Origin of the sequence: Pseudomonas antarctica (genome assembly GCF_001647715.1) — a bacterium.
Taxonomy (GTDB): domain Bacteria; phylum Pseudomonadota; class Gammaproteobacteria; order Pseudomonadales; family Pseudomonadaceae; genus Aquipseudomonas; species Aquipseudomonas antarctica_A.
Genome location: NZ_CP015600.1, coordinates 2,385,266 through 2,406,618, shown reverse-complemented (window position 1 = coordinate 2,406,618; position 21,353 = coordinate 2,385,266). Strand labels below are relative to the sequence as shown.

The following is a 21,353-nucleotide window of genomic DNA, read 5'->3' as shown; positions in this document are numbered from 1 at the left end:
GGAGGCGACATGCGGATACTGCTGGTCGAAGACGACCCGATGATTGGCGATGCCATCCAACGCGCGCTCAGCGATGCGAGCTATGCCGCCGACTGGGTCAAGAACGGCCTCACCGGCCTCGCCGCACTCGACACCCAACCTTACGACCTGGTGCTGCTGGACCTGGGCCTGCCCGGCAAGGACGGCCTCGATGTGCTGGACAGCATCCGTGGGCGCAACAACCCAGTGCCGCTGCTGATCATTACCGCCCGTGACAGTCTCGATGACCGCCTGCGCGGCCTCGACAGTGGCGCCGATGACTATCTGCTCAAACCGTTCGACATCTCGGAATTGCTCGCGCGTATCCGTGCGGTGTTGCGCCGCAAAGGCGGGAACGCTCTGCCGTTTCTGGACAATGGCAGCGTGTCGCTGGACCTGCTCACCAAGCAAGCCAGCACCGACGCGCATCGCAACGTCGCCCTTTCCAGTCGCGAATTTGCGCTGCTGCAAGCCCTGCTGATTCGCCCAGGAGCAATCCTCTCGCGCAGTGAGTTGGAAGACCGTCTGTATGGCTGGGGCAATGAGGTCGAAAGCAACGCCATCGAATTCCTGATTCACGCCTTGCGGCGCAAGTTGGGCAGTCATGTCATCAAGAATGTCAGGGGCATGGGATGGATGGTTTCAAAAAGCGTTTGAGTGAATCGGTCCAACTGCGGCTGTCGGTCACCCTGTCCCTGGCCATTTTGCTGGTGGCGCTGGTGGCCAGCGTGTTTACCTTTGTCTCGGCCTTCGACGAAACCCACGAACAGCAGGACGACACCTTACGCCAGGTCGCGATGCTGTATGACCGCCAGCAGATGACCCTGCACTACCCACAAGGCCCGGCCATTGATGGCGATGACGAGGAATCCCGGGTGATCATTCAACACCTGGGTGACGGCCGGCGCGCCACGGGCACCAACGATGAAGCCTTGCCCTTGCCCTTCCCCACAGACCTCGCTGACGGGCTGTCCACCGTTGAGGTGACCGGTGAAAACTTTCGCGTGCTGGTGCACACCACGGCACGTGGCGAACGCATTGCCGTGGCCCAGGAATCCGATGCCCGCGACAAGGACGCCCGCGAAAGCGCCTGGCGCAGTTTGTTGCCGTTCCTGATCTTGTTTCCGGTGCTGCTGTTGGTGGTTGGCGATCTGGTGCGCAAGTTGTTTCGCCCGATTGGTGTGCTCGCCGCCGAGATCGACCAGCGCGCCGAGCAGGAACTGCACCCCATTGAAGAACAACACCTGCCCAGCGAGGTGCGCCCGTTTGTGGTGGCGATCAATCGTTTGCTGGCCCGCGTTGAGCAGTCGATGGACAGCCAGCGGCGCTTTGTCGCCGATGCCGCTCACGAACTGCGCTCGCCGATGACCGCCCTGGCCCTGCAAGCCGACCGGCTGGCCGCCACTGACCTGTCGCCCATGAGCCGGGAGCGTTTTGAGCCGCTGTCACGCGGCATTCAACGCGGCCGCACATTGATCGATCAACTGCTGAGCCTGGCGGCGGCGCAGTCGGCGTCGGAGCGCGTACAAACGCCGCTGTCGGTGCATGCCGTGTATCGCCAGGTGCTGGAAGACCTATTGCCGTTGGCCGAGCACAAACAGATCGATATCGGTGTTGAAAGCACTCAGGACGTGCAGGTGATGTTCAACGCGATGGACCTGTTCACGCTGGTGAAAAACCTGGTGGATAACGCCATTCGCTACACCCCGCCGGGTGGGCGTATTGACCTGTCGGTGGCGGTGATGGCTGACACCATTCAACTGCAAATCAAAGACTCGGGGCCCGGTATTTCAGTCGAGGAACAGGCGCGGGTGTTTGACCCGTTCTATCGCAGCCTGGGCACCGACGAGGCCGGTTCCGGCTTGGGTTTATCGATCGTCAAGGCGATCACCGATCGCACCGGGGCGCAGGTGCAACTGTCATTTACCGACGCTGAGGAGCAGCGCGGGTTGTGTGTCAGCGTGTGGCTTGCGAAATAGCCCTCAGCCGCCAGCTTTTTTTCGCCTGGATATTGCTCGCCAGAACTAAAAGTCCATAATGGACAAATTAGTTTATCTGCGGAGATAGCCATGTCCAGCACGCCTCAAGTGATTGACCAAGCCCAAGCGCGCGAACTACTCGCCAAGGTGGACGTGCCCCGGGTGCTGCGCAAGCTGTTCCGCGACCTGGCCGCCGGGCAGGCGGTGCAGCCGGCGCAGCAATGCGTGGAGTTCCCACGAGGGGCCGGCGATTTCATCAACTATTTGGGTGTGCTGGCCGAAGACGGGGTGTACGGGGTCAAGACGTCGCCCTACATCGTGCGCGACCAAGGGCCACTGGTGACGGCATGGACATTGTTGATGTCGATGCACACCGGCCAGCCGCTGTTGCTGTGTGATGCGGCCGAGCTGACCACCGAACGCACGGCCGCCACGACCGCATTGGCGGTGGACGCCCTGGCGCCCGCGGCAGCCCGACGCCTGGCGATTATCGGCAGTGGCAAGGTCGCCCAGGCGCACCTGCGCTATGTGCAGAACCTGCGCGACTGGCAGCACATCAGCCTGTATTCACCGCGCTTGCGCCGCGCCAGCGCCGATACCCTGGCCCATCTCACCGGCCTGGACCCACGCCTGACCGTCGCCAGCACCTGCGAGGCCGCGCTGGAAGACGCGGACGTGATTCTGCTCTGCACCTCGTCGGCAGGCCCGGTGATGGACCCCTCGCGCCTGAGCAAACCGGCGCTGATTACCTCCATCAGCACCAACGCCCCACGCGCCCATGAAGTACCGCCGCACTGCCTCAACGACATGCAGGTGTTCTGCGACTACCGCCAGACCACCCCGGGCGCGGCCGGCGAAATGCTGATCGCCGGCGAACAACATGGGTGGGACAAGCGTGCCGTCGTCGGTGACCTGCCCGAATTGCTCAGCGACATGGCGCAGCGCCCGAACTACGACCGCAGTGTGTTTTTCCGCTCGATCGGGTTGGGCCTGGAAGACGTCGCACTGGCCAATGCGTTGTATCAAATCCAGCGCTAACCCCTTTTTCAGGAGATATTCATGAGCCATGCAGACTTCATCATCATCGGCGGCGGCATTGCGGGCGCTTCCACGGGTTTCTGGCTGTCGCAGCACGGAAAAGTGCTGGTGCTGGAGCGTGAAAATCACCCGGCCTACCACGCCACCGGGCGTTCGGCGGCGCTCTACACCGCCGCTTATGGCACGCCGCAAGTGCGCGCGTTGACCCTGGCCAGCCGCACGTTTTTTGATAACCCGCCGGCGGGCTTCTGTGAGCATCCATTGCTCACGCCGCGCGGTGAAATGACTGTGGATTTCAGCGGCGACCCGGCGGAACTGGAAAGCCAATACCAAAGTGCCAAAGCCACGGTGTCGCAGGTGCAGCGCCTGACTGCCGACGAAGCCTGCGCGCGGTTGCCGATCCTGCGTCGCGAAAAAGTCCACGGTGCCATCTTCGACCCGACGGCCAGCGACATCGACACCGACGCCCTGCACCAGGGTTATTTGCGCGGCATCCGCCGTAACAACAGCGAAGTACGCACCGACAGCCACGTGCTGGGGCTGAGTCGTGACGCCGAGGGCCTGTGGCAGGTGCGCACCCAGGATGCGACGTACACCACGCCCATCATCATCAACGCCGCCGGGGCCTGGGCCGACCATATCGGCGGGCTGGCCGGCGCGGCCTCCATCGGCTTGCAGCCCAAGCGTCGCTCGGCGTTTATCTTCGCCGGGCCCGAAGGCGTGGACACCCATCAGTGGCCGATGCTGGTGGCCCTCGACGAAGCCTTCTACATGAAACCCGACGCCGGCATGTTCCTGGGCTCACCGGCCAACGCCGACCCCGTCGAGCCGCAGGATGTGCAGCCCGAAGAGCTGGACATCGCCATGGGCATTTACCAGATCGAAGAAGCCACCACGCTGACCATCCGCCGCCCGACCCGGACCTGGGCCGGGCTGCGCAGTTTTGTGCACGACGGTGATTTGCTCTCGGGCTTCGACCCGCACGTGCCGGGGCTGTTCTGGGTCGCGGCGCAAGGCGGCTATGGCATCCAGACCTCACCCGCCATGGGCCAGGCCAGTGCGGCCCTGGTGCGCGGCGCGCCGCTGCCGGAGCAACTGACGCGGTTCGGCCTGGACGCTGGTATGCTCTCGCCCGTCCGCCTGGAGCCGCATTGATGAACACCGCTGAACACGAAAAGGTTGTCCAGAACTTCCGGGCGATTGCCGATGCGATCGCCACGTTGTTCTTCCCCCACGCCGAAGTGGTGCTGCATGATTTGCGCACGCAAAAAGTCGACTACATCGCCAATAACCTGTCGAAACGGGCCATCGGCGACGACTCGGCGCTGGAGGACATGCTCAGCGATGACATCCGCGAAGTGAATATCGGTCCGTACGAAAAGCTCAATTGGGACGGCCAGAAAATTCGCAGCCTGAGCACCGTGCTCCACGACCACAAAGGTCGCCGGTTGGCGGTGCTGTGCATCAACCTGAATATCTCGCTGTTCGAAAATGCCAAGGCGGCACTGGACCTGTTCCTGTCGCCGAGCAAGCTGATCCCGCAACCGGACTCATTGTTTCGCGATGACTGGCAGGAACGGATCAACACCTTCTTGCATGCGTGGATGCGCGAGCGCCAGTTGAGCCTGAATCTGCTGACCCGTGACCATAAACGTGAGCTGGTGCTGGCGTTGCATGCCGAAGGCGCGTTCAAGGGCAAGAGTGCGTCGAACTATGTGGCGAATGTGCTGGGGATGGGACGGGCGACCGTCTACAAGCACCTCAAGGAATTGAAGGGCTGAGCAGATCATCTTCGCAACACCACCGATCAACGGTGGTGTTCAGAGCCGTATTCGCAGTCAGTCGCCGTAGATATCCGACTTGAAGTACTGCTGTGAAATCTTCTGGTACTCGCCATTGGCACGGATGCCGTCGATGGCCGTGTTCAACTCACTGACCAATGCCGTATTGCCCTTGCGCACCGCGATCCCGGCGCCCTCGCCCACGTATTTCGGGTCCTTGAGTTCGGGGCCGACAAAGGCGTAGCCCTTGCCGCGTGGCATCGCCAGGAAGTCACTCAGGGGGATGGTGTCGGCAAAGATCGCATCCAGGCGACCTGACGCCAGGTCCATGTAGATTTCTTCGTTATTACTGTAGCGCTTGACGTTGATGCCCTTGGGCTCGAACACCTCGGTGGCGTAGCGGTCGGTGGTCGTGGCGCGTTGCACGCCGATGGTCTTGCCCTTGAGGCTGGCGTACTGGTCATCCACGGCTGCACCGTCCTTCATCACCAGGCGCGAGGACGTAAAGTAATACTTGTGGGTGAAATCCACCGATTTCTTGCGGTCTTCGTTGATGGTCATGGACGACAGGGCCATGTCGATTTTCTTCACTTTGAGGGAAGGAATCAGACCGTCGAACTCACCCTCTACCCACACGCACTTGACCTTCATTTGCGCACACAACGCGTTGCCGATGTCGTAGTCGAACCCGACGATTTTGCCGTCCTGGGTCTTGGAGGCGAACGGTGGGTACGCCGCCTCGATGCCGATGCGCAGGGTTTTCTCGGCGGCCAGCAAGTGGCTTGAGGCAATCAGGCTCAGGGCCAGGCCGGTAATCAGCGTGCGTTTCTTCATGATCGTTGTCTCGCAAGTTGTTGTTGGTTTGGCAAGCGCGAAGAAAGGGAGAAGTGAACCCTGTATTTGTACTTATAATTCCATACTGGACTTTTACGTATTGATCGTCAATCCACCGCTATCGCTGCCACTTCCATAAATCCTGATCCAAATCGCTACAGGTCCTGGACTCACTCGCAGGCACTGGATGGCAAAAACGGCGGTGATGAGCACGGCGGGCAAAATTATTGCCCGTCTCCATCGTTTCTCCACAAAACCTCCCATGAAAGTGCATGTTGATTACGCACAATTGCGATCGCCGTAGCGCCCTGTCGCGCAGGCTTACCAGGAGAAACAGCTGCTGGGCACCCTCACCCAGACGCTATGATCACTACTTGGCAACGTGGCCATGGACCGGCAGCCACGACAAGGCAGATAAGCGCGAGCACACGGACGCAAAGGCTCGCAGCGTATTCACCGAGCAGACCATGACTGATTTTCCCGTAGCACCGATGCCCCGTCCGGAGAGCGCCAGAGAAACCCAGGCACTCGTGCTGATTGCCGAAGATGAACCTGAAATTGCCGACATCCTGATTGCCTATCTCAAACGCAGTGGCTTTCGCACCGCACACGCACGTGACGGCCGACAGGCCCTGGAAATGCACCTGGCGCTCAAGCCGGACCTGGTGCTGCTGGATGTGCTGATGCCTCACGTGGATGGCTGGCAGGTGCTTGCCGAAGTGCGCCATCGCGGCCATACGCCGGTGATCATGCTGACGGCGCAGGACCAGGATATGGACAAGCTGATGGGCCTGCGCATCGGGGCCGACGACTACATCGTCAAACCGTTCAACCCGGCCGAAGTCGTCGCGCGCACCCAGGCTGTACTCAGACGTTCCATCGATTACCACTACCGCGCCAGCCCCACAGTGCTGCGGGTGGACGCGTTTGAAATTGATCTTGAAAGCTATGAAGTCACGGTGACCCTCGCCGGCCGCAGAGTGCCGCTGGCATTGACGGTGACTGAGTTCAGGTTGCTGGCCCAACTGGCCAAGGCGCCGAAAAGAGTGTTCAGCCGCGCCGAACTGCTGGCCCAGTGTTCACCGGAAAGTGACAGCCTGGAGCGGACGGTCGACAGCCATATCAGCAAATTGCGCCGCAAGCTCGAAGACCTCGGGTTACAAGGCGTACCCACCTGTATCCGAGGGGTTGGCTACCGGTTTGGGAGTGTCGCGTGAAGGGGCTCAATGGCTTGAGCCGCCAGATCATCCTGTCCATGTCCGCCGTGGTGTTGTGCGTGATCGCCCTGGCGGTGATCGGCTCCTATATTTTCTATGCGTTGCTATGGACGTACTGGCCACTCACGGACGAAGAAGTGGATGAGTGGCTGCCCGCCAACGTTGAATGGGTGTGGATGGCTTTGACCACGTGCGTGAGCCTGGCAGTGGGCTCGATTGTGGCCTTGAAGCTGTCTCGACGGATTCTGATGCCGTTGAACTCCGTGGCCGAGAACCTGCGCAAACTGGCCGACGGCGACCTGGATGTACAAGCCGTTGCCGGTGACCAGTCAATCGGCGAAGCGGCCATCCTGGTGGACGATTTCAACAGCATGGCTAAACGTTTGCAGCGTATGGCGCAGGAACAGGCGTTCTGGAATGCCGCAATTGCCCATGAGCTGCGCACACCGCTGACCATCTTGCGTGGGCGCCTGCAAGGCTTGGCCGAAGGCGTGTTCGAACCGGACACCGCGCAGTTCTACAGCTTGCTGGGCCAGGTAGAGGGCCTGACACGCTTGATCGAGGACTTGCGGGTGGTCGGCTTGGCCGACAGTGGCTACCTGGAGCTCAACCTGCAGGAAGCCGACCTGGCCACGGGCATTGAGGACGATGTGCGGCTGTTCGAACCCAGCCTCACCGCTGTCGGTTTTGTCCTGCAACTGGACCTGCAACGCCGCACGATGCGCTGCGACCCCGCAAGAATCCGTCAGGCGCTGCTGGCTCTTTTGGACAATATCCGGCGGCATGCGACACCCGGAAACGTGATCGTGCACCTGAGTACCCGCGACGGCTTCAACTACCTGCGTGTGCGCGATGACGGCCCCGGTATCGACGAACGCTTCGCGACGCATTTGTTCGAAGCCTTCCAACGCGGCGAAAACTCCCGTTCACGCGCCCAAGGCGGCAGCGGCCTGGGCCTTGCGGTGGTACGCGCCATCGCCCTCGCCCATGGCGGCGCCGTGACCTGCCGGCGCATGGAAAACGGCGGCACGCTGTTCGAACTCAGTTGGCATGTTTGATTTAACGAGGTACCGCGATGCGTATCTTTTCCTGGGCATTCAGGAAAACCACCGGCTACAGGCATTTTGCTTTGTTGGATGCCCGGCACGTGTGTATTGCGTTCAAGAGCTGTCGCGCAAAACCCGCCGGCGAGCAGTGGGTAGAAGTTGAGCGCGTCAACCTGTCCTGGCTCGGAAGAACACTCCCAGGCTGCACCCGTGCCGTTGAGCGAGTGTCAACATGAGCAATGACTTGGCCCGACTTGAGGCGTCGTTAAGACTGCACACGCTGCGCTTGAAAAAACTGCAGCGCGTCTGGGTTCCACTGCAGCAATGCGCGCCCAAGTGGGTAATGGTGTTGTGGATTGTGGGCCTCTGCGTGACCCTGGGCACCCAGTGCTACTGCCACTGGCTGGTGACCGCACCGATGATCTGCGTATTGATCGTGGTGGAAATTATCGTCGAGGAACGGCAAATGACGCTGATATTACGCGCGGACCACGCACGTGATTTGCTCAGGCAGGCGCAGCTTGACGGCGTGTATTGATCGCAGAGCGTTTCAGCACAATCAACGCGCGCACGTCGCAAAACCTTGGCCGCCAAGGAACGGCAGCCCCGGTTCAGCGTTTTACACGGCTATTTACAGCCGATTCGGCTCGGCAATTGGCCTTGCTTCGCCTTCAGCGCGGCCTGCACCGGCTGCGGCAATTGACTCCAGAACGTAAGCCCGGAGCGCTCTTCGATGTGATCAACCGTCACCTGATAATCACAGAAGTTCGCACCTTTGGGCGTTTCCTGATTCATCACAAACGAAGCATACATGCCGTTTTCAGGTGAGCTGCCAACGAAGATGATTTTCCAGTACCCACTTGGAATGGTATGGACCTTGTTCGTCCCCGGCAGCGTGCCGACAAAATGCTCATACAAAGGCCCGGTGGCGACATACACTTGGTCGATGCCTGGCGCTTTGCTGAGGTTGCGCTCCTGGTCTTCAAGATGCGCCCAGGGCCCCTGGTTAAGCTCGGCCTTTTGCGGCGTGATATTGGACAGGTAATTGAGGGTCTGCCAGTCAGGGACGCCGGCCATCGAAGCGAGATTGGCCTGATGGCCACGGTCGACTTTGAGCGCGACATTGGCGCCGTTGTAGTCCACCGGGTCGAGGGTTTCCCCTGCGGGGATATCCGGGTCTGTCTTCCAGTCGCGCGGGCGACCGCTGGCCGGGGTGTCCTTGGTGATTTTGTACGAGACCCAGTTCGCAAACTTGGTCGAGCCATTGTTGTTCAACGTGTACGCCTGACGGTTCAACGTCAGGGGACTGCCGCCAGCGGGGCACCCCACCGAACAGTTATCGAACGGCAATGCCTGCTGCGGCTGGGGAGTGATAGCGGATTCGCGTGTTCTATCAGGCGTCGTACAGGCCGCAACGAGCGGGATCAACAGAAACGCCAGGTGCTTGAACTTCATACTTCCTTGCATGGTGTAGCTCCTTGAGGGTGAATCAATGACAACGATAAATGGCACGTCGACTGCTGCGGTTCCTTCGCGAGACGACCTGCACACTAAACCACTCCAAACATTTCAATATGAGGAGAGGCTATGGTTTTTGTTTGTGATTCCGGCTGGCCGAATGCTGAATGCCGAGAGAGGCGCGATGAGCGCCTGCTAGAGCGTCAGCACCTGATGCCCACCTGGAGACTCGAGCGGAGCCCGTCACCAGACGGATTCGAACTGGCCCGCCCTGCGCTTAATCCTGTACAGGTTCGTACCGGATTGCCCTGGATGCCAGTGGCTTTGCGCAGAAACGAAAAAAGACGCCTAAGCGTCTTTTGTCGTTGACCCCAGCGCCCAGTGGGCATCTGTGGATCTATATTTGGAGCGGGAAACGAGACTCGAACTCGCGACCCCGACCTTGGCAAGGTCGTGCTCTACCAACTGAGCTATTCCCGCGTCTTGGTGGTGTGCATTCTATAGAATCCAGAACCCCCGTCAACCCCTTGATTCAAAAAAGTTTTATTTCTTTTCAACGGTGGTGCGCAGGTGAGGCCAGGCAGCGCGCAAATACTGGAGCATGGACCACAACGTCAGGCCAGCGGCGACGAGCAGCAAGGCATAGCCCATCAGAACCCAGAAGGAGAAGTCCGAGGGGTTGGCCAGCAGAATCACCAACGCGAGCATCTGCGCGGCGGTTTTCCATTTGCCCATGTTGGAAACGGCCACGTGGGCGCGGGCGCCGATTTCGGCCATCCATTCGCGCAGGGCCGAGACGACAATCTCGCGGCCGATAATCACCGCGGCCGGCAGGGTCAGCCACAGGTTGCCGTGTTCCTGCACCAGCAGGACCAGGGCGACGGCCACCATCAGTTTGTCGGCCACCGGGTCCAGGAACGCGCCGAAGGGCGTGCTCTGTTCGAGGCGGCGCGCCAGGTAGCCATCGAGCCAGTCGGTCGCCGCCGCAAAAGCAAACACCGAACTGGACGCGGCATAGCTCCATTCGTAAGGCAAATAGAACAACAAAATGAAAATCGGAATGAGCAGGACGCGTAGAACGGTAATCAGATTAGGGATATTCATCGGCACAACTGGCTACGAGGTGAGAAGGCATTCTACTCGCTGTGCAGACTTGCATAAATCAACTCAGCGAGCTTTTTACTGATACCGGGTGCTTTGGCAATTTCTTCAATGCTGGCACGGGATAGCTCCTGCAAGCCACCAAAATGTTTAAGCAGGTCACGCCGACGGGTCGGACCAACGCCTGCGACCCCTTCCAGGGTTGAGGTTCGGCGGGTTTTGCCACGGCGGGCACGGTGGCCGGTGATGGCAAAACGGTGGGCTTCGTCGCGGATCTGTTGAATCAAGTGCAACGCAGGTGAGTCACCTTTCAAGGTGAACTCATGCGCGGCATCATTCAAGTACAACGTTTCGAAACCGGCCTTGCGCGTGGCGCCTTTGGCAACACCCAGCAGAATCAGATCGGGAACGGCCAGCTCGTTGAGCACGTCACGGGCCATGGACAACTGGCCCTTGCCACCGTCTACCAGCAGGATATCGGGGAGTTTGCCCTCCCCGTCCTTCAATTTGCTGAAGCGCCGCGTGAGGGCCTGGTGCATGGCGGCGTAGTCATCGCCGGCGGTGACGCCTTCGATGTTGTAGCGCCGGTAATCGGATTTGATCGGTCCTTCCGGCCCGAACACCACGCAGGACGCCACGGTGGCTTCGCCGCTGGAGTGGCTGATGTCGTAGCACTCCAGGCGCTGGGGCGGCTCGTCCAGGTTAAGGACTTCGGCCAAGGCGTCAAACCGCGCAGCCACGTGCTGTCGATTCGCCAGGCGTGCGCTCAAGGCCTGTTCGGCGTTGGTCACCGCCAATTGCTGCCAGCGCGCGCGCGTGCCGCGTACGCGGTGGCTGATGTCCAGCTCGCGGCCGCGCAGCCCGTGGATCGCTTCGATCAGCGTGGGGAAGTCTTCGTGCACCACGTTGACGATCAGTTCGGACGGCAAGTCGCGCTCGGGGCTGCTGACGTAGTATTGGCCAAGGAACGCGGCCATGACTTCGGCCACGTCCTCGTCGATACCGGTCTGCGGGAAGAAATTCTTGCTGCCCAGCACTCGCCCGCCACGCACGCTGATCAGGTGCACACAGGCGCCGCCCGGGTTGACGAACGCGGCGATCACATCGACGTCACCCGTGCCGCCCTCCATGCTTTGCTGGTCCTGCACGCGGCGCAGCAAGGAGATCTGGTCGCGCAGTTCAGCGGCGCGCTCGAAATCCAGGGTGCTGGCGGCCTGCTCCATGGCGCCGGAAAGCTCATCGGTAAGCGCATTGCTGCGCCCTTCCAGGAACATCACCGAATGGCGCACATCCTCGGCGTACTCCGCCGGGTCAACCAGGCCGACACAGGGCGCCTTGCAGCGTTTGATCTGGTATTGCAGGCAAGGCCGCGTGCGGTTTTTGTAGAAGCTGTCTTCGCACTGACGCACGAAAAAGGTCTTTTGCAGCAGGCTCAGGCTTTCGCGGATTGCGCCGGCGCTGGGGTATGGACCGAAATACTTGCCCTTCTGCTTCTTCGCGCCACGGTGAATACTCAGGCGCGGGAAGTTACCGTCAGATAAATACACGTAGGGATAGGATTTATCGTCACGCAGCAGAATATTGTAGGGCGGCCGCCACTCCTTGATCAGCGTCTGCTCAAGCAGCAGCGCTTCGGTTTCATTGGCGGTGATGGTGGTTTCGACCTGGGCGATACGCGCCACCAGGGCGGCGGTTTTCGGCGCAAGACCGGTCTTGCGAAAGTAGCTCGCCAGACGGCTTTTCAGGTTCTTGGCTTTGCCCACATAAAGCAGGCGTGCCTCGCTGTCGAACATGCGGTACACGCCGGGGCGGCCACTGCAGGTTGAAAGAAAGGCACTCGGATCAAACGGTGTGGTCATGTCAGGCGCTGGCGTCCACCATGCCGTGACGCACCGCGAGCAGGGTCAATTCAACATCACTGCTGATGGCGAGCTTCTCGAAAATGCGATAGCGGTAGGTGTTGACGGTTTTTGGCGACAGGCACAGCTTATCGGAGATCGACTGCACTTTCTGGCAACCGACGATCATCAAGGCGATCTGGATCTCACGCTCCGACAGCGCATCAAACGGCGAGTCACTGGTAGGCTGGAAGGATTTGATCGCCAACTGCTGGGCAATCTGCGGGCTGATATACCGCTGGCCGGCAAACACCAGGCGAATGGCTTGCACCATCTCTGCCAGGCCTGCGCCCTTGGTCAAGTAACCGGCCGCTCCGGCCTGCAGAAGGCGCGTGGGAAACGGGTCTTCCTCGCACACGGTGACCACCACGACTTTAATGTCCGGGTGGCTGCGTAATAATTTGGTAGTGGCACCAAGACCGCCGATCCCAGGCATCTTGACGTCCATCAAAACCACATCGGGTTTCAACTCCCGGGCCTTGATCAGGGACTCCTCCCCCGACTCGGCCTGACCGACTACTTGCAGGCCATCGATGTCAGCCAGCATTCGTGTAATGCCTGTACGAACGAGATCATGGTCATCGACTACTAGCACCCTAATCAAGCAGACACCTCGCGATATGGTCTTATAGGTTGCTGAACACCTTAGCAAAAAACCAGGGCGCAGACCTAGCTGCAAGCGTCATATATATTGAGTTTGCGCCGGATACAGGCTTCTACCGAGCGACATACTGCAGATTATGCTGAGCAAAAGGTCAGGTTTGCTCGAACATCGGCTTGGGTTTTTTGTTATGCGCCGCTGAATGCTCCGCCAACGTGGTGGTCAATCGACGGATAGCATCCTGATCCTCCTTGAACATGGCTCGGTAGTTTTCAAGGATCTTTTCTTCAAGCTGACTCAGGTTTTCAAATTGAATGGGAGTGGGGCTCCCCGTCAGCACATATAAAAGGTCCACTCCACGCTCCGCCACGCGTGACAAATAGTCTGCCTTGGGCGCGCGGCCACCGCTCTCGTACTTACCTTGGGCGTTAGCTTCAACGCCGCCTATTTCACCAAAATTCTTCTGAGACAGGCCAAGACGTTCTCTTTCCTGCCTTAAGCGCGAACCGATTCCACTCATTTGGATGTATGATCCTTTATGGCACACCCCTAGAGGTGACACACTCATCTCGTTTTACACAAACTTGAACGGTTTTGAACTATGCCCGGTATTCGCACTGCTGCACAAGCCAAGGCTTGGTTGGAACATCAAGGAAAGTCAGTTCAAGCGTTTGCTCGTGAGCACGGCGTCGATCCAGCCACGACGTATCAAGTGCTCGCTGGGCGTAAAAAGGGACGGCGTGGGGAAGCCCATAAGGTGGCGGTCCTGCTGGGCATGAAAGAAGGGATTATCGTGGACGAACCTGTCGCTCAACTCTGCGAGACACAAGCTCTGTCCTGACAGCAGTATGCGCTTATTCGTACAGCGTGCCTGTTTTAGTCAAATGGGGTTGTGTGACACTCGCGCTCCATGCACCAGAAGCACTCCTCTTCCCCGACGATACTCAACCCCTGGCGCTGATACAGCCTTCTCGCCGGATTGGTCTTGAACACGGTCAACCGTAAAAGACCCAACCCCTGCGCACGCGCCTTGAGCACCATTTGCTCCAACACCCAACTGCCTGCGCCTTGCTTGCGACAGCGCTCGAGCATGTGCAATTCACGTATATAAAGCGCCCTGTGATCACGATTGACGCTGATAAACCCCATCACACTGTCATCGTTGCAGATCAGCCAGTTTTCACGCCCTGCCCAGGCGACGTCAAAGCCGCTGTCAGACCACAGCAAACCGTACTGCTGGTAATAGCGGTTCATGGCGTCATGGGTCAGCGTTCGCGCAAACGGCAGGTCCTGGCTTGTGGCAGCGCGCAGGTGAAAGGCCATTTAGAGCGCTTCCACATGCCCAGCCCAGTGCTCGCCATCGCGGCGGGCAATCACCAGCGCGTCGCCAATACCCGGCGCGGCAGCAAGCAGACTGCCATCGGCTGACCAGATGGCACTGCGACCCGCACAGGCCCAGCCACCGGATGGGCCACCGTGGTTGGCCATCAGCACCAGCATCCGATGCTCGGCGGCGTAACCCTGCAGGAGCGCACTGTCCGTCGCGTAGCCGCCTTCACTGATCAGCACACCTGCGGCGTACACATTGGCACCGGCTTCAGCCGCCTGACGCGGATGGCTGGCGTGGGAAAAGTCTGCGCAGACCGCCAGCGCAATGCGGTCATCCCCCCACTCGAGGGCTGCACCACCCTGCCCCGCGACAAACGCCACTTCTTCGCCCGGGTGCAAATGCTGCTTGGTGTAGACCGCCAGCGAACCGTCCGCGCCCAACACCAGTGCGCCGATCAGCACGCCTTCCCCGGGCGCCAGACGTATCGGCATGCCCACCACCGCCGTTAACCGCAACGCCTGCGCCCTGTCACGCAGCGGCTCAAGCAGCACATCGTCGGGTGCAATCGCCAGGCCGGCCGCCAGCGCCGGCTCATACCCGGTCAACGACAGCTCTGGAAACACCAACAACTGCACGCCCTGCGCCGCCGCCGTCTGCATAAACGCCAGGTGCCGCTGGATATTGGCCGGCACATCACCCGCGATGGAGGTGGTTTGCGCAGCAGCAAGGGTCAAGGCAGTCATGGTCGCGTCCTAGCAATAGATACCAAAGTGTAACCAGCATATCGGCACTCACCCCATAGCCGTAAGTCCCTCACGCGATAGAAATTACTGATTGAATCCTGCCATGCGCCTCTAGTAAGCTCCCCCCATCATTTGGAGAAACACCATGTTGCAACTCACCCACACTCAGGTTTGCCCTGCTGCCAGCGCATCGCGCTCGGTGTCGGCTGCCCGTGTGAACGGTTTGAGCGCACTGGTCAGCTTTTATTTTGGGTATTGGTTTAGCCACTGGCGCGCCTGATACCTGAAATCGGCGCCCACTACTCAAGGGGTCGCCTACCAGAGAAATCTAACCCCCGGTCGGCTCCCCGACCGGGGGTTTTGTTTTTTCAAGCCTTAATTATTTTGCATCACACCGAACACTAAAAGGACTCACGACATGAACTACGCCACCTATTACCGCTACGACACTTCCACTGCATGGCGATTTAGCAAGCTCCGTTCGGGACAGCCTGCCGCCTCCGATCGGTCACCTATTGGTGGCAAGCCAACACACGCAGCCAATACGGCCAATTGTCGAACACCCCAGTAGGGCAGAGCGTGCGGGAACAGCCCGCCGCTTGCCCAGGAAGCCTTGAATATGAACTCCTCCATCGCCGCTCTGCCCGTCTCTGCCCTGTCCAGCGCCAATGAGGCCCTGACCCAGCGCCTGCCCAGCTCCCTTGAGCTCAAGCACCGGTTGCCTCTCAGCCCGTTCCTCAATGAACAGATCCACGCCCATCGCCAAGCCGTGCGCGCCATTCTCAATGGCGAAGATTCACGTTTGCTGGTGATTGTCGGCCCGTGTTCGATCCACGACCCCGAATCCGCCATGGAATACGCGCGCAACCTGAAGAAGCTGGCACTTGAGGTCAGCGACCAGATGCTGCTGGTGATCCGTGCCTACGTCGAAAAACCGCGCACCACCATCGGTTGGAAAGGCCTGGCCTACGACCCGCACCTGGACGGCAGCGACGACATGGCCGCCGGCCTCACGCTGTCCCGCGAGCTGATGCGCGAAATGCTGCGCCTGGGATTGCCGGTCGCCACCGAGCTGCTGCAACCGATGGCCGCCGGCTACTTCGATGACCTGCTGAGTTGGGTCGCCATCGGTGCGCGCACGACTGAATCACAGATCCACCGCGAAATGGCCAGCGGCCTGGGCATGCCGGTCGGCTTCAAGAACGGCACCGACGGCGGGGTTGCGATTGCCTGCGATGCAATGCGCTCGGCGTCGCACCCGCACCGCCACTTCGGCGTCGACAGCCAGGGCCACCCGGCGATCATCCAGACCCCGGGCAACCCCGACACCCATCTGGTGCTGCGCGGCGGTCACCGTGGGCCGAACTACGACGCGCAAAGCGTGGCGCAAGTGAAGCATGACCTGGCCAAGTCCAAGGTCGCGGCGCGGATTATGGTCGATTGCAGCCACGCCAACAGTGGCAAGGACCCGTTGCGTCAACCGGCGGTGTTCAACGACGTGTTGGAACAGCGCCTGCAGGGTGACACCTCGCTGATCGGCATGATGCTCGAAAGTCATCTGTTCGAAGGTTGCCAACCGTTGAGTGCGTCGATGAAGTACGGCGTGTCGGTGACAGATGGTTGCCTGGGCTGGAACAGTACCGAGCAGTTGTTGCGCAGTGCGGCCGAGCGCCTTCGCGCGCACAGCAAAGCCGACTGACCGATGAGAATCAAACTGTGGGAGCTGGCTTGCCAGCTCCCACAGTTGAACGTCGCCGGGCTCAGGAAAGTGGGTACAGCGCCTCATCAAACTGCGCCAGTTGCGCAAACACCAAGGGCTGCTCATCCACCAACCCTTGCAGCCGCTGCTCATACGCCAGCAGAAAATCACGCCGCGCCTCGTCGCTGATATACGGCACATGCCACGCCACAAACGGCGCCAGCACCTCATACCCGACATACGCCAACGTACCGCGCAGGATCGGCCGCAACATATCCTCCAGCGGCCCATGAATCGCGCCTTCACCGAACATGTGTTCGCGCCCGCCCAAGGTCACCGTGACCAGCGCACGCTTGCCCGCCAACCCGCCCTGATCATAGAACCGCTTGCCGCCATAACACACACCGGACACCAGCACGCGGTCGACCCAGCCCTTGAGCATTGCAGGCATAGAGAACCAGAAGATCGGAAAATTGAGGATCAGCAGGTCGGCCCATAGCACCTTGTCCAACTCGCCCTGGATATCCGCCGCGATCGACTGTTTTTTTACACCCATGCGTTGCTCCAGGGCATACACCAGATACTCGGGATTCTCTCGCGTGGAAAAATCAGCCGCCGACGCCACCGGGTTCCACTGCATGGCATACAAGTCACTCACCTGCACCTGATGCCCCAGGCCTTGCAGCGTAGTCACGCCCTGGTCGCGCAACGCAGCGGTAAAGGACTGTGGCTCAGGGTGGGCGTGAACAATCAAAACCTTCATGTGAACTCCTCAAACGGTGTGCGCCGCCCGTTGGGCGAGCAAATGTTCAAGCCATTGCGAGGCCATTTTCGCTTCCGATGAAAACAGCAGGACGGTGCGCCTTTGGTTGTTTTCGCCCAGGGTCCCGCGCCTGTATGGGTCAACAGGCACAGGCATGTTTGAGCTCGATCAACGTCACGCCATTGCGTTTGAAGCCGTTGCGCAAGTCCGTCTGCAATTCATCCAGGCTCTTGGGTTGGTACACGGCGCAACCGAACGCCTGGGCAAACAGCGCAAAATCCGGGTTGCGCGGCAGCACACCGATGGGTTCGATATCCAGGCTCAGCATGTCGTCGCGGATCTGGCCAAGGGCGTCGTTATTCCACAACAGCACCACCAACGGGCTGTCCAGTTCCTCCACGGCGGTCGCCAGTTCCTGGGCGGTGTAGAGAAAACCGCCGTCCCCCACTAACACCAGGCCGGGGCGCAGCGGCGCACCGAACTTGGCGCCGATGCCGGCGGGAAAGCCATAGCCCAAGGTGCCGTAGCCGGTGGGGTGCAACCAGCTGCGCGGGGCGCGGCTTGGGTAAGCGTAGTTGCCGGTGTAGGCCAGTTGGGTCATGTCACTGCTGATGAACGCGTTGGCAGGCAGTTCGGCCTCGATGCGGTCAAGAATGGCTTGATGAATGGCCTGCAGCGGGCCGTGCCCAAGCGCTACCGCCTGGCGCAATGTTGCGACCTTTTTGATCGACGCGTCTGCGTGGCGCGGTGCAGGCGGTAACCCCTCGAGCAAGGCCAACACGGTCTGGTTGGCATCGCCGTGCAACGCCAGCGTGCAGGGGTAGAAATCATTGAATTTGCGCGGGTCGATATCCACCCGTAACAGCTCACCCTTGATTGGCAAACGCTCGCGCCAATAATCGGTGTCAGCCATTTCCGTACCGACCGCCAGCACCACATCGGCCTCGCTGATCAGTTGCCAGCCCGGTTCGACACACAGGGTGGAACCGGCATTCAGCGGATCGTTGATCGGCAGCAGTCCCTTACCCGCAACGCTGGTAAAAAACGGCGCCGCCAGGCGCGTACTCAAACGCTGTAACGCCTCGCTTGCTGCCAATGCGCCCCCGCCGGCAATGATCATCGGCCGTTTGGCCGCCGCGAGCGCGGCCACTGCCTGCTCCAGCACGTCGGCCGATGGCAGACCACGCCCTGGACGGCGGACCACCTCATTGCTCCAATCCCTTTTGACCGGTGCCGCCAACACATCCAGCGGCACCGAAATATGCACCGGCCGTGGCCGCTCGCTGTCGAACACCGCGTAGGCACGGGCGATCAGCTCGGGCAGATCCTCGGCACTCAATGCCACCGCCGAAAACGCGGTGATGGGAGCGGTGATCGCCCGCTGATCCTGGGTCTCGTGCAGGCTGCCCCAGCCTTTGCCGAGGCTGGCGGTGGAGTTGACGCTGGAGATCACCAGCATCGCAATGGAATCGGCATAGGCCTGGCCGATGGCGGTTGCGGCATTGGTGACGCCAGGGCCGGTGATGACAAAGCACACGCCGGGTTTACCACTGACTCGTGCATAGCCGTCGGCCATAAAACCGGCGCCCTGTTCGTGGCGCGTGAGCACGTGGCGAATGCCGCTGCCGGGCAGGCCGCGATACAGTTCCAAGGTGTGCACACCGGGAATGCCGAACACCGTGTCGACGCCATAGTTGGCCAACAACCGCACCAGCGCCTGGCCGCCGGTCACCGTTTTATCTTGCATAGCCATCTCCTAGTCGAATCAATGCATCGACCGCCGTGGCGCCCTGGGCATTGACCAGCAATGGGTTCACATCGAGTTCCAGCAACCGTTCGGCATTGGCACAGGCGTAGTCGGCCACCGCGCGAATCGCCGAGACCAACGCGTCCATATCCGCCACCTCACGCCCGCGAAAACCTTGCAGCAAAGCGGCGCTGCGCAGGCTGAGCAACGCGTTGCCAATCGCCTCGTCAGTGGTGGGCAGCAACAGGCTGCGGCTGTCCTTGAGCAGTTCCACCAGGATGCCACCGGCGCCAATCACCAGGGCCAGGCCGAAGTCGTTTTCACGCTTGATGCCTACGATCAACTCGGCCAAGGGCTGGGCTGCCATGGACTCCAATAGCAGTCGATCGAAGGCAACGCCGGGTGCATACGCGGCGATTTGCCCGCGCATCTGCTCAATCGCAGCGCTTAAAGCGGCTGCGTCTGGCAGGTTAAGCGCCACCGCCCCGGCTTCGGTTTTATGCGGTAAATCGGTGCTGACTGCCTTGAGCACCAACGGGTAGCCCAACACCTGTGCATCGGTAATCGCGCGTTCCGGCGTACTCAACACACTCGGTGGAGTGGGCAAGCCAAACGCGCGTAATGCCTGTTTGGACGCCCATTCATCCAGGGCCGCGCCATGGCCATCGAGGGCTTGTGGGCACAGCGGTTCGAGGATCGATTCGCCCCGCTCAAGCAAGACGCGACGATGGTTTTGGTAGCCAGCAATCCGGCCCCATGCCGCGAGCGCATCTTCCACCCCCTGCAAGGCGGGAATGCCGTGGGCATGCAGGCGTTCGCGGGCATGGACCGGCAACAGCTCGGGAAACGCCGAGGTGACGAAACCGCTCTTGCCATGTCGGCCGAGCGCTGCGCAAAACAGCGCCAACAGCAGGTCGCATTCCTGGCGCTCGCCGGTAAATTCGGCCGGGTAATCCAGCACCAGCATGGCGGCATCTGCGTCGGTGCGCAGGGCCGTGTCGAGCATGCTATGGAGTGCTTCACGGTCGCCCCAGATGGCGGTGGTGAAATCCAATGGGTTGACCAGATTGGCGTAGCTGGGCAGCACCTGCGCCAGTTCAGCACGCTGGCCTGCGTCAAGTTTCGGCAGGGCCAGATGGTTGCGCTCGGCGTAATCGGCAATCAGCCCAGCATCACCACCGGAACAGGCCAGCGCGATCAGGCGATTTCCTGCCGGCAGGTTGCCGCACGCCGCCGCCTTCAAGGTTTCGACAAAACTCACCGGCCCGCTCACCCGGATCACGCCCAGACGTGCAAACAAGCTGTCGTACAGCGCATCGGAGCCGGACAGTGAACTGGTGTGACTTAATGCCAGCTCGGCGCCTAGCTGCGAGACGCCGGTTTTCAGTGCGATGATCGGAATGCCTTTTTCCAGGGCTTTGTGCGCCGCACGGGCAAAACCCGGCACATTTTTCAGGCCTTCCAGGTGCAGGCCGATGGCGGTAACGCGCGGTTCGTCGAGCAACACGTCCATCAATTCGGCCACGCCCAGTTGTGCCTGGTTACCCACTGAAGCCATGTAGGCGACCGGCAATGAGCGGTCGCTCATCGACAGGTTGTAGGCAAAGTTGCCGCTCTGGGTCAGTACCGCGACGCCCTTCTCGACCGTCTTGCCGCCATGGGCCACCGGCCACAATGCCGAGTTGTGCAGGTAGTCCAACAGGCCGTAGCAGTTGGGGCCGAGCAAGGCCATGTCGCCTGCCACTTCTAGCAACTGCTGTTGCAAGGCTGCACCGTCGGCGCCGGTTTCGGCAAACCCTGAGGCGTAGCAAATAGCTCCGCCCGTGCCGATGGCGGCGAGTTCAGCGATGCAGGTCAATGTCAGTTCACGGTTGGTGGCGACAAACACCGCATCCGGGCCGCACGGCAGATCAGCCACGCGGCGGACACAAGGGATGCCGTCGAGGCAGTCATGCTGCGGGTTGACCAGCCACATTTGCCCGGTAAACCCGCCGTCGGCGCAGCGCTTTAGGGCGCGAGCCATGCTGCGCCCGCCGACAAATGCCAGATGCCGGGGCGCCAGCAGGCGCTTGAGGTTATCGCGAATAGCCTGGGACATAA

General features: G+C 60.6%; 21 protein-coding genes and 1 tRNA gene. 10 read left to right on the top strand and 12 right to left on the bottom strand.

What is annotated here, in order from left to right; translation table 11 throughout:
• Window positions 1–9 precede the first annotated feature (9 nt).
• The 5 genes from A7J50_RS11130 to A7J50_RS11110 all read left to right on the top strand — a co-directional run bounded on the left by A7J50_RS11130 (window position 10) and on the right by A7J50_RS11110 (window position 4,816).
• Window positions 10–675, top strand: a complete 666-nt coding sequence (locus A7J50_RS11130) for a response regulator transcription factor (protein ID WP_064451826.1) — start codon at window positions 10–12, stop codon at window positions 673–675.
• The gene (locus A7J50_RS11125; protein WP_064451825.1) at window positions 651–1,997 is read left to right on the top strand and encodes an ATP-binding protein; all 1,347 of its coding nucleotides are present in this window, start codon (window positions 651–653) and stop codon (window positions 1,995–1,997) included. The genes A7J50_RS11130 and A7J50_RS11125 overlap by 25 nt, the downstream gene beginning before the upstream one ends.
• A 90-nt stretch (window positions 1,998–2,087) precedes the next feature.
• On the top strand, window positions 2,088–3,035 hold the full coding sequence (locus A7J50_RS11120) for an ornithine cyclodeaminase family protein (protein ID WP_064451824.1): 948 nt from the start codon (window positions 2,088–2,090) through the stop codon (window positions 3,033–3,035).
• Between the two features lie 21 nt (window positions 3,036–3,056).
• Window positions 3,057–4,190 (top strand): NAD(P)/FAD-dependent oxidoreductase, encoded by a 1,134-nt coding sequence (locus A7J50_RS11115; protein WP_064451823.1) that lies wholly within the window; start codon window positions 3,057–3,059, stop codon window positions 4,188–4,190.
• Complete coding sequence (locus tag A7J50_RS11110; protein ID WP_064451822.1) at window positions 4,190–4,816, top strand: helix-turn-helix transcriptional regulator; 627 nt, start codon at window positions 4,190–4,192, stop codon at window positions 4,814–4,816. Before A7J50_RS11115 ends, A7J50_RS11110 begins: the two co-directional genes overlap by 1 nt.
• 57 nt (window positions 4,817–4,873) lie before the next feature.
• Here the strand turns inward: A7J50_RS11110 and A7J50_RS11105 are convergent, their stop codons facing one another.
• Complete coding sequence (locus tag A7J50_RS11105; protein ID WP_064451821.1) at window positions 4,874–5,650, bottom strand: ABC transporter substrate-binding protein; 777 nt, start codon at window positions 5,648–5,650, stop codon at window positions 4,874–4,876.
• 467 nt (window positions 5,651–6,117) lie between these two features.
• Between A7J50_RS11105 and A7J50_RS11100 the strand changes: the two genes are divergently transcribed.
• The 3 genes from A7J50_RS11100 to A7J50_RS11090 all read left to right on the top strand — a co-directional run bounded on the left by A7J50_RS11100 (window position 6,118) and on the right by A7J50_RS11090 (window position 8,451).
• On the top strand, window positions 6,118–6,867 hold the full coding sequence (locus A7J50_RS11100; protein ID WP_064454907.1) for a response regulator: 750 nt from the start codon (window positions 6,118–6,120) through the stop codon (window positions 6,865–6,867).
• Window positions 6,864–7,925, top strand: coding sequence for an ATP-binding protein (locus tag A7J50_RS11095; RefSeq protein WP_064451820.1), 1,062 nt, complete (start codon window positions 6,864–6,866; stop codon window positions 7,923–7,925). The genes A7J50_RS11100 and A7J50_RS11095 overlap by 4 nt, the downstream gene beginning before the upstream one ends.
• 220 nt (window positions 7,926–8,145) lie before the next feature.
• Entirely contained in the window at window positions 8,146–8,451 is a 306-nt protein-coding gene (locus A7J50_RS11090; RefSeq protein ID WP_064451819.1) for a hypothetical protein, read from the top strand.
• Between the two features lie 89 nt (window positions 8,452–8,540).
• Here A7J50_RS11090 and A7J50_RS11085 read toward each other — a convergent pair whose 3' ends face one another.
• The 6 genes from A7J50_RS11085 to A7J50_RS11060 all read right to left on the bottom strand — a co-directional run bounded on the left by A7J50_RS11085 (window position 8,541) and on the right by A7J50_RS11060 (window position 13,491).
• Window positions 8,541–9,380, bottom strand: a complete 840-nt coding sequence (locus A7J50_RS11085) for a DNA/RNA non-specific endonuclease (protein ID WP_064451818.1) — start codon at window positions 9,378–9,380, stop codon at window positions 8,541–8,543.
• 395 nt (window positions 9,381–9,775) lie between these two features.
• A tRNA-Gly gene (locus A7J50_RS11080) sits at window positions 9,776–9,851 on the bottom strand.
• Between the two features lie 63 nt (window positions 9,852–9,914).
• Window positions 9,915–10,475, bottom strand: coding sequence for a CDP-diacylglycerol--glycerol-3-phosphate 3-phosphatidyltransferase (gene pgsA / locus A7J50_RS11075; protein ID WP_053255497.1), 561 nt, complete (start codon window positions 10,473–10,475; stop codon window positions 9,915–9,917).
• A gap of 32 nt (window positions 10,476–10,507) precedes the next feature.
• Window positions 10,508–12,331 carry an excinuclease ABC subunit UvrC gene (gene uvrC, locus A7J50_RS11070; RefSeq protein WP_064451817.1) on the bottom strand — a complete coding sequence of 608 codons (1,824 nt, stop codon included), beginning with the start codon at window positions 12,329–12,331 and terminating at the stop codon, window positions 10,508–10,510.
• A 1-nt stretch (window position 12,332) separates the two neighbouring features.
• Window positions 12,333–12,974 carry a UvrY/SirA/GacA family response regulator transcription factor gene (uvrY, locus tag A7J50_RS11065; protein ID WP_017530522.1) on the bottom strand — a complete coding sequence of 214 codons (642 nt, stop codon included), beginning with the start codon at window positions 12,972–12,974 and terminating at the stop codon, window positions 12,333–12,335.
• 151 nt (window positions 12,975–13,125) lie between these two features.
• Window positions 13,126–13,491: a helix-turn-helix domain-containing protein gene (locus tag A7J50_RS11060; RefSeq protein ID WP_064451816.1), complete on the bottom strand. Its 366-nt coding sequence runs from the start codon at window positions 13,489–13,491 to the stop codon at window positions 13,126–13,128.
• 81 nt (window positions 13,492–13,572) lie between these two features.
• Here A7J50_RS11060 and A7J50_RS11055 point away from each other — a divergent pair, with 81 nt between their 5' ends.
• The gene (locus tag A7J50_RS11055; protein WP_064451815.1) at window positions 13,573–13,812 is read left to right on the top strand and encodes a DNA-binding protein; all 240 of its coding nucleotides are present in this window, start codon (window positions 13,573–13,575) and stop codon (window positions 13,810–13,812) included.
• A 35-nt stretch (window positions 13,813–13,847) separates the two neighbouring features.
• Here the strand turns inward: A7J50_RS11055 and A7J50_RS11050 are convergent, their stop codons facing one another.
• Both A7J50_RS11050 and A7J50_RS11045 read right to left on the bottom strand, forming a co-directional pair.
• Window positions 13,848–14,294 carry a GNAT family N-acetyltransferase gene (locus tag A7J50_RS11050; RefSeq protein ID WP_064451814.1) on the bottom strand — a complete coding sequence of 149 codons (447 nt, stop codon included), beginning with the start codon at window positions 14,292–14,294 and terminating at the stop codon, window positions 13,848–13,850.
• Window positions 14,295–15,044 (bottom strand): carbon-nitrogen hydrolase family protein, encoded by a 750-nt coding sequence (locus A7J50_RS11045; protein WP_064451813.1) that lies wholly within the window; start codon window positions 15,042–15,044, stop codon window positions 14,295–14,297.
• Between the two features lie 619 nt (window positions 15,045–15,663).
• Here A7J50_RS11045 and A7J50_RS11040 point away from each other — a divergent pair.
• Window positions 15,664–16,743, top strand: a complete 1,080-nt coding sequence (locus A7J50_RS11040; RefSeq protein ID WP_064451812.1) for a 3-deoxy-7-phosphoheptulonate synthase — start codon at window positions 15,664–15,666, stop codon at window positions 16,741–16,743.
• A 61-nt stretch (window positions 16,744–16,804) separates the two neighbouring features.
• Here the strand turns inward: A7J50_RS11040 and A7J50_RS11035 are convergent, their stop codons facing one another.
• From A7J50_RS11035 to A7J50_RS11025, 3 genes are all read right to left on the bottom strand, one after another.
• Window positions 16,805–17,506, bottom strand: coding sequence for an NAD(P)H-dependent oxidoreductase (locus tag A7J50_RS11035; protein WP_064451811.1), 702 nt, complete (start codon window positions 17,504–17,506; stop codon window positions 16,805–16,807).
• A 139-nt stretch (window positions 17,507–17,645) separates the two neighbouring features.
• The gene (locus A7J50_RS11030) at window positions 17,646–19,253 is read right to left on the bottom strand and encodes a 5-guanidino-2-oxopentanoate decarboxylase (protein WP_064451810.1); all 1,608 of its coding nucleotides are present in this window, start codon (window positions 19,251–19,253) and stop codon (window positions 17,646–17,648) included.
• Entirely contained in the window at window positions 19,243–21,351 is a 2,109-nt protein-coding gene (locus tag A7J50_RS11025) for an acetate--CoA ligase family protein (protein ID WP_064451809.1), read from the bottom strand. Before A7J50_RS11025 ends, A7J50_RS11030 begins: the two co-directional genes overlap by 11 nt.
• Window positions 21,352–21,353: the final 2 nt, after the last annotated feature.

Bases quoted from the DNA above. Each gene is read 5' to 3' on its own strand.
- A7J50_RS11110 (WP_064451822.1), top strand. From the start codon at position 4,190: ATGAACACCGCTGAACACGAAAAGGTTGTCCAGAACTTCCGGGCGATT.
- A7J50_RS11030 (WP_064451810.1), bottom strand. From the start codon at position 19,253: ATGCAAGATAAAACGGTGACCGGCGGCCAGGCGCTGGTGCGGTTGTTG.
- A7J50_RS11055 (WP_064451815.1), top strand. From the start codon at position 13,573: ATGCCCGGTATTCGCACTGCTGCACAAGCCAAGGCTTGGTTGGAACAT.
- A7J50_RS11035 (WP_064451811.1), bottom strand. From the start codon at position 17,506: ATGAAGGTTTTGATTGTTCACGCCCACCCTGAGCCACAGTCCTTTACC.
- A7J50_RS11090 (WP_064451819.1), top strand. From the start codon at position 8,146: ATGAGCAATGACTTGGCCCGACTTGAGGCGTCGTTAAGACTGCACACG.
- A7J50_RS11120 (WP_064451824.1), top strand. From the start codon at position 2,088: ATGTCCAGCACGCCTCAAGTGATTGACCAAGCCCAAGCGCGCGAACTA.
- uvrC (WP_064451817.1), bottom strand. From the start codon at position 12,331: ATGACCACACCGTTTGATCCGAGTGCCTTTCTTTCAACCTGCAGTGGC.
- A7J50_RS11130 (WP_064451826.1), top strand. From the start codon at position 10: ATGCGGATACTGCTGGTCGAAGACGACCCGATGATTGGCGATGCCATC.
- A7J50_RS11045 (WP_064451813.1), bottom strand. From the start codon at position 15,044: ATGACTGCCTTGACCCTTGCTGCTGCGCAAACCACCTCCATCGCGGGT.
- A7J50_RS11085 (WP_064451818.1), bottom strand. From the start codon at position 9,380: ATGCAAGGAAGTATGAAGTTCAAGCACCTGGCGTTTCTGTTGATCCCG.
- A7J50_RS11115 (WP_064451823.1), top strand. From the start codon at position 3,057: ATGAGCCATGCAGACTTCATCATCATCGGCGGCGGCATTGCGGGCGCT.
- A7J50_RS11050 (WP_064451814.1), bottom strand. From the start codon at position 14,294: ATGGCCTTTCACCTGCGCGCTGCCACAAGCCAGGACCTGCCGTTTGCG.
- A7J50_RS11125 (WP_064451825.1), top strand. From the start codon at position 651: ATGGATGGTTTCAAAAAGCGTTTGAGTGAATCGGTCCAACTGCGGCTG.
- A7J50_RS11100 (WP_064454907.1), top strand. From the start codon at position 6,118: ATGACTGATTTTCCCGTAGCACCGATGCCCCGTCCGGAGAGCGCCAGA.
- A7J50_RS11025 (WP_064451809.1), bottom strand. From the start codon at position 21,351: ATGTCCCAGGCTATTCGCGATAACCTCAAGCGCCTGCTGGCGCCCCGG.
- A7J50_RS11105 (WP_064451821.1), bottom strand. From the start codon at position 5,650: ATGAAGAAACGCACGCTGATTACCGGCCTGGCCCTGAGCCTGATTGCC.
- pgsA (WP_053255497.1), bottom strand. From the start codon at position 10,475: ATGAATATCCCTAATCTGATTACCGTTCTACGCGTCCTGCTCATTCCG.
- A7J50_RS11040 (WP_064451812.1), top strand. From the start codon at position 15,664: ATGAACTCCTCCATCGCCGCTCTGCCCGTCTCTGCCCTGTCCAGCGCC.
- A7J50_RS11060 (WP_064451816.1), bottom strand. From the start codon at position 13,491: ATGAGTGGAATCGGTTCGCGCTTAAGGCAGGAAAGAGAACGTCTTGGC.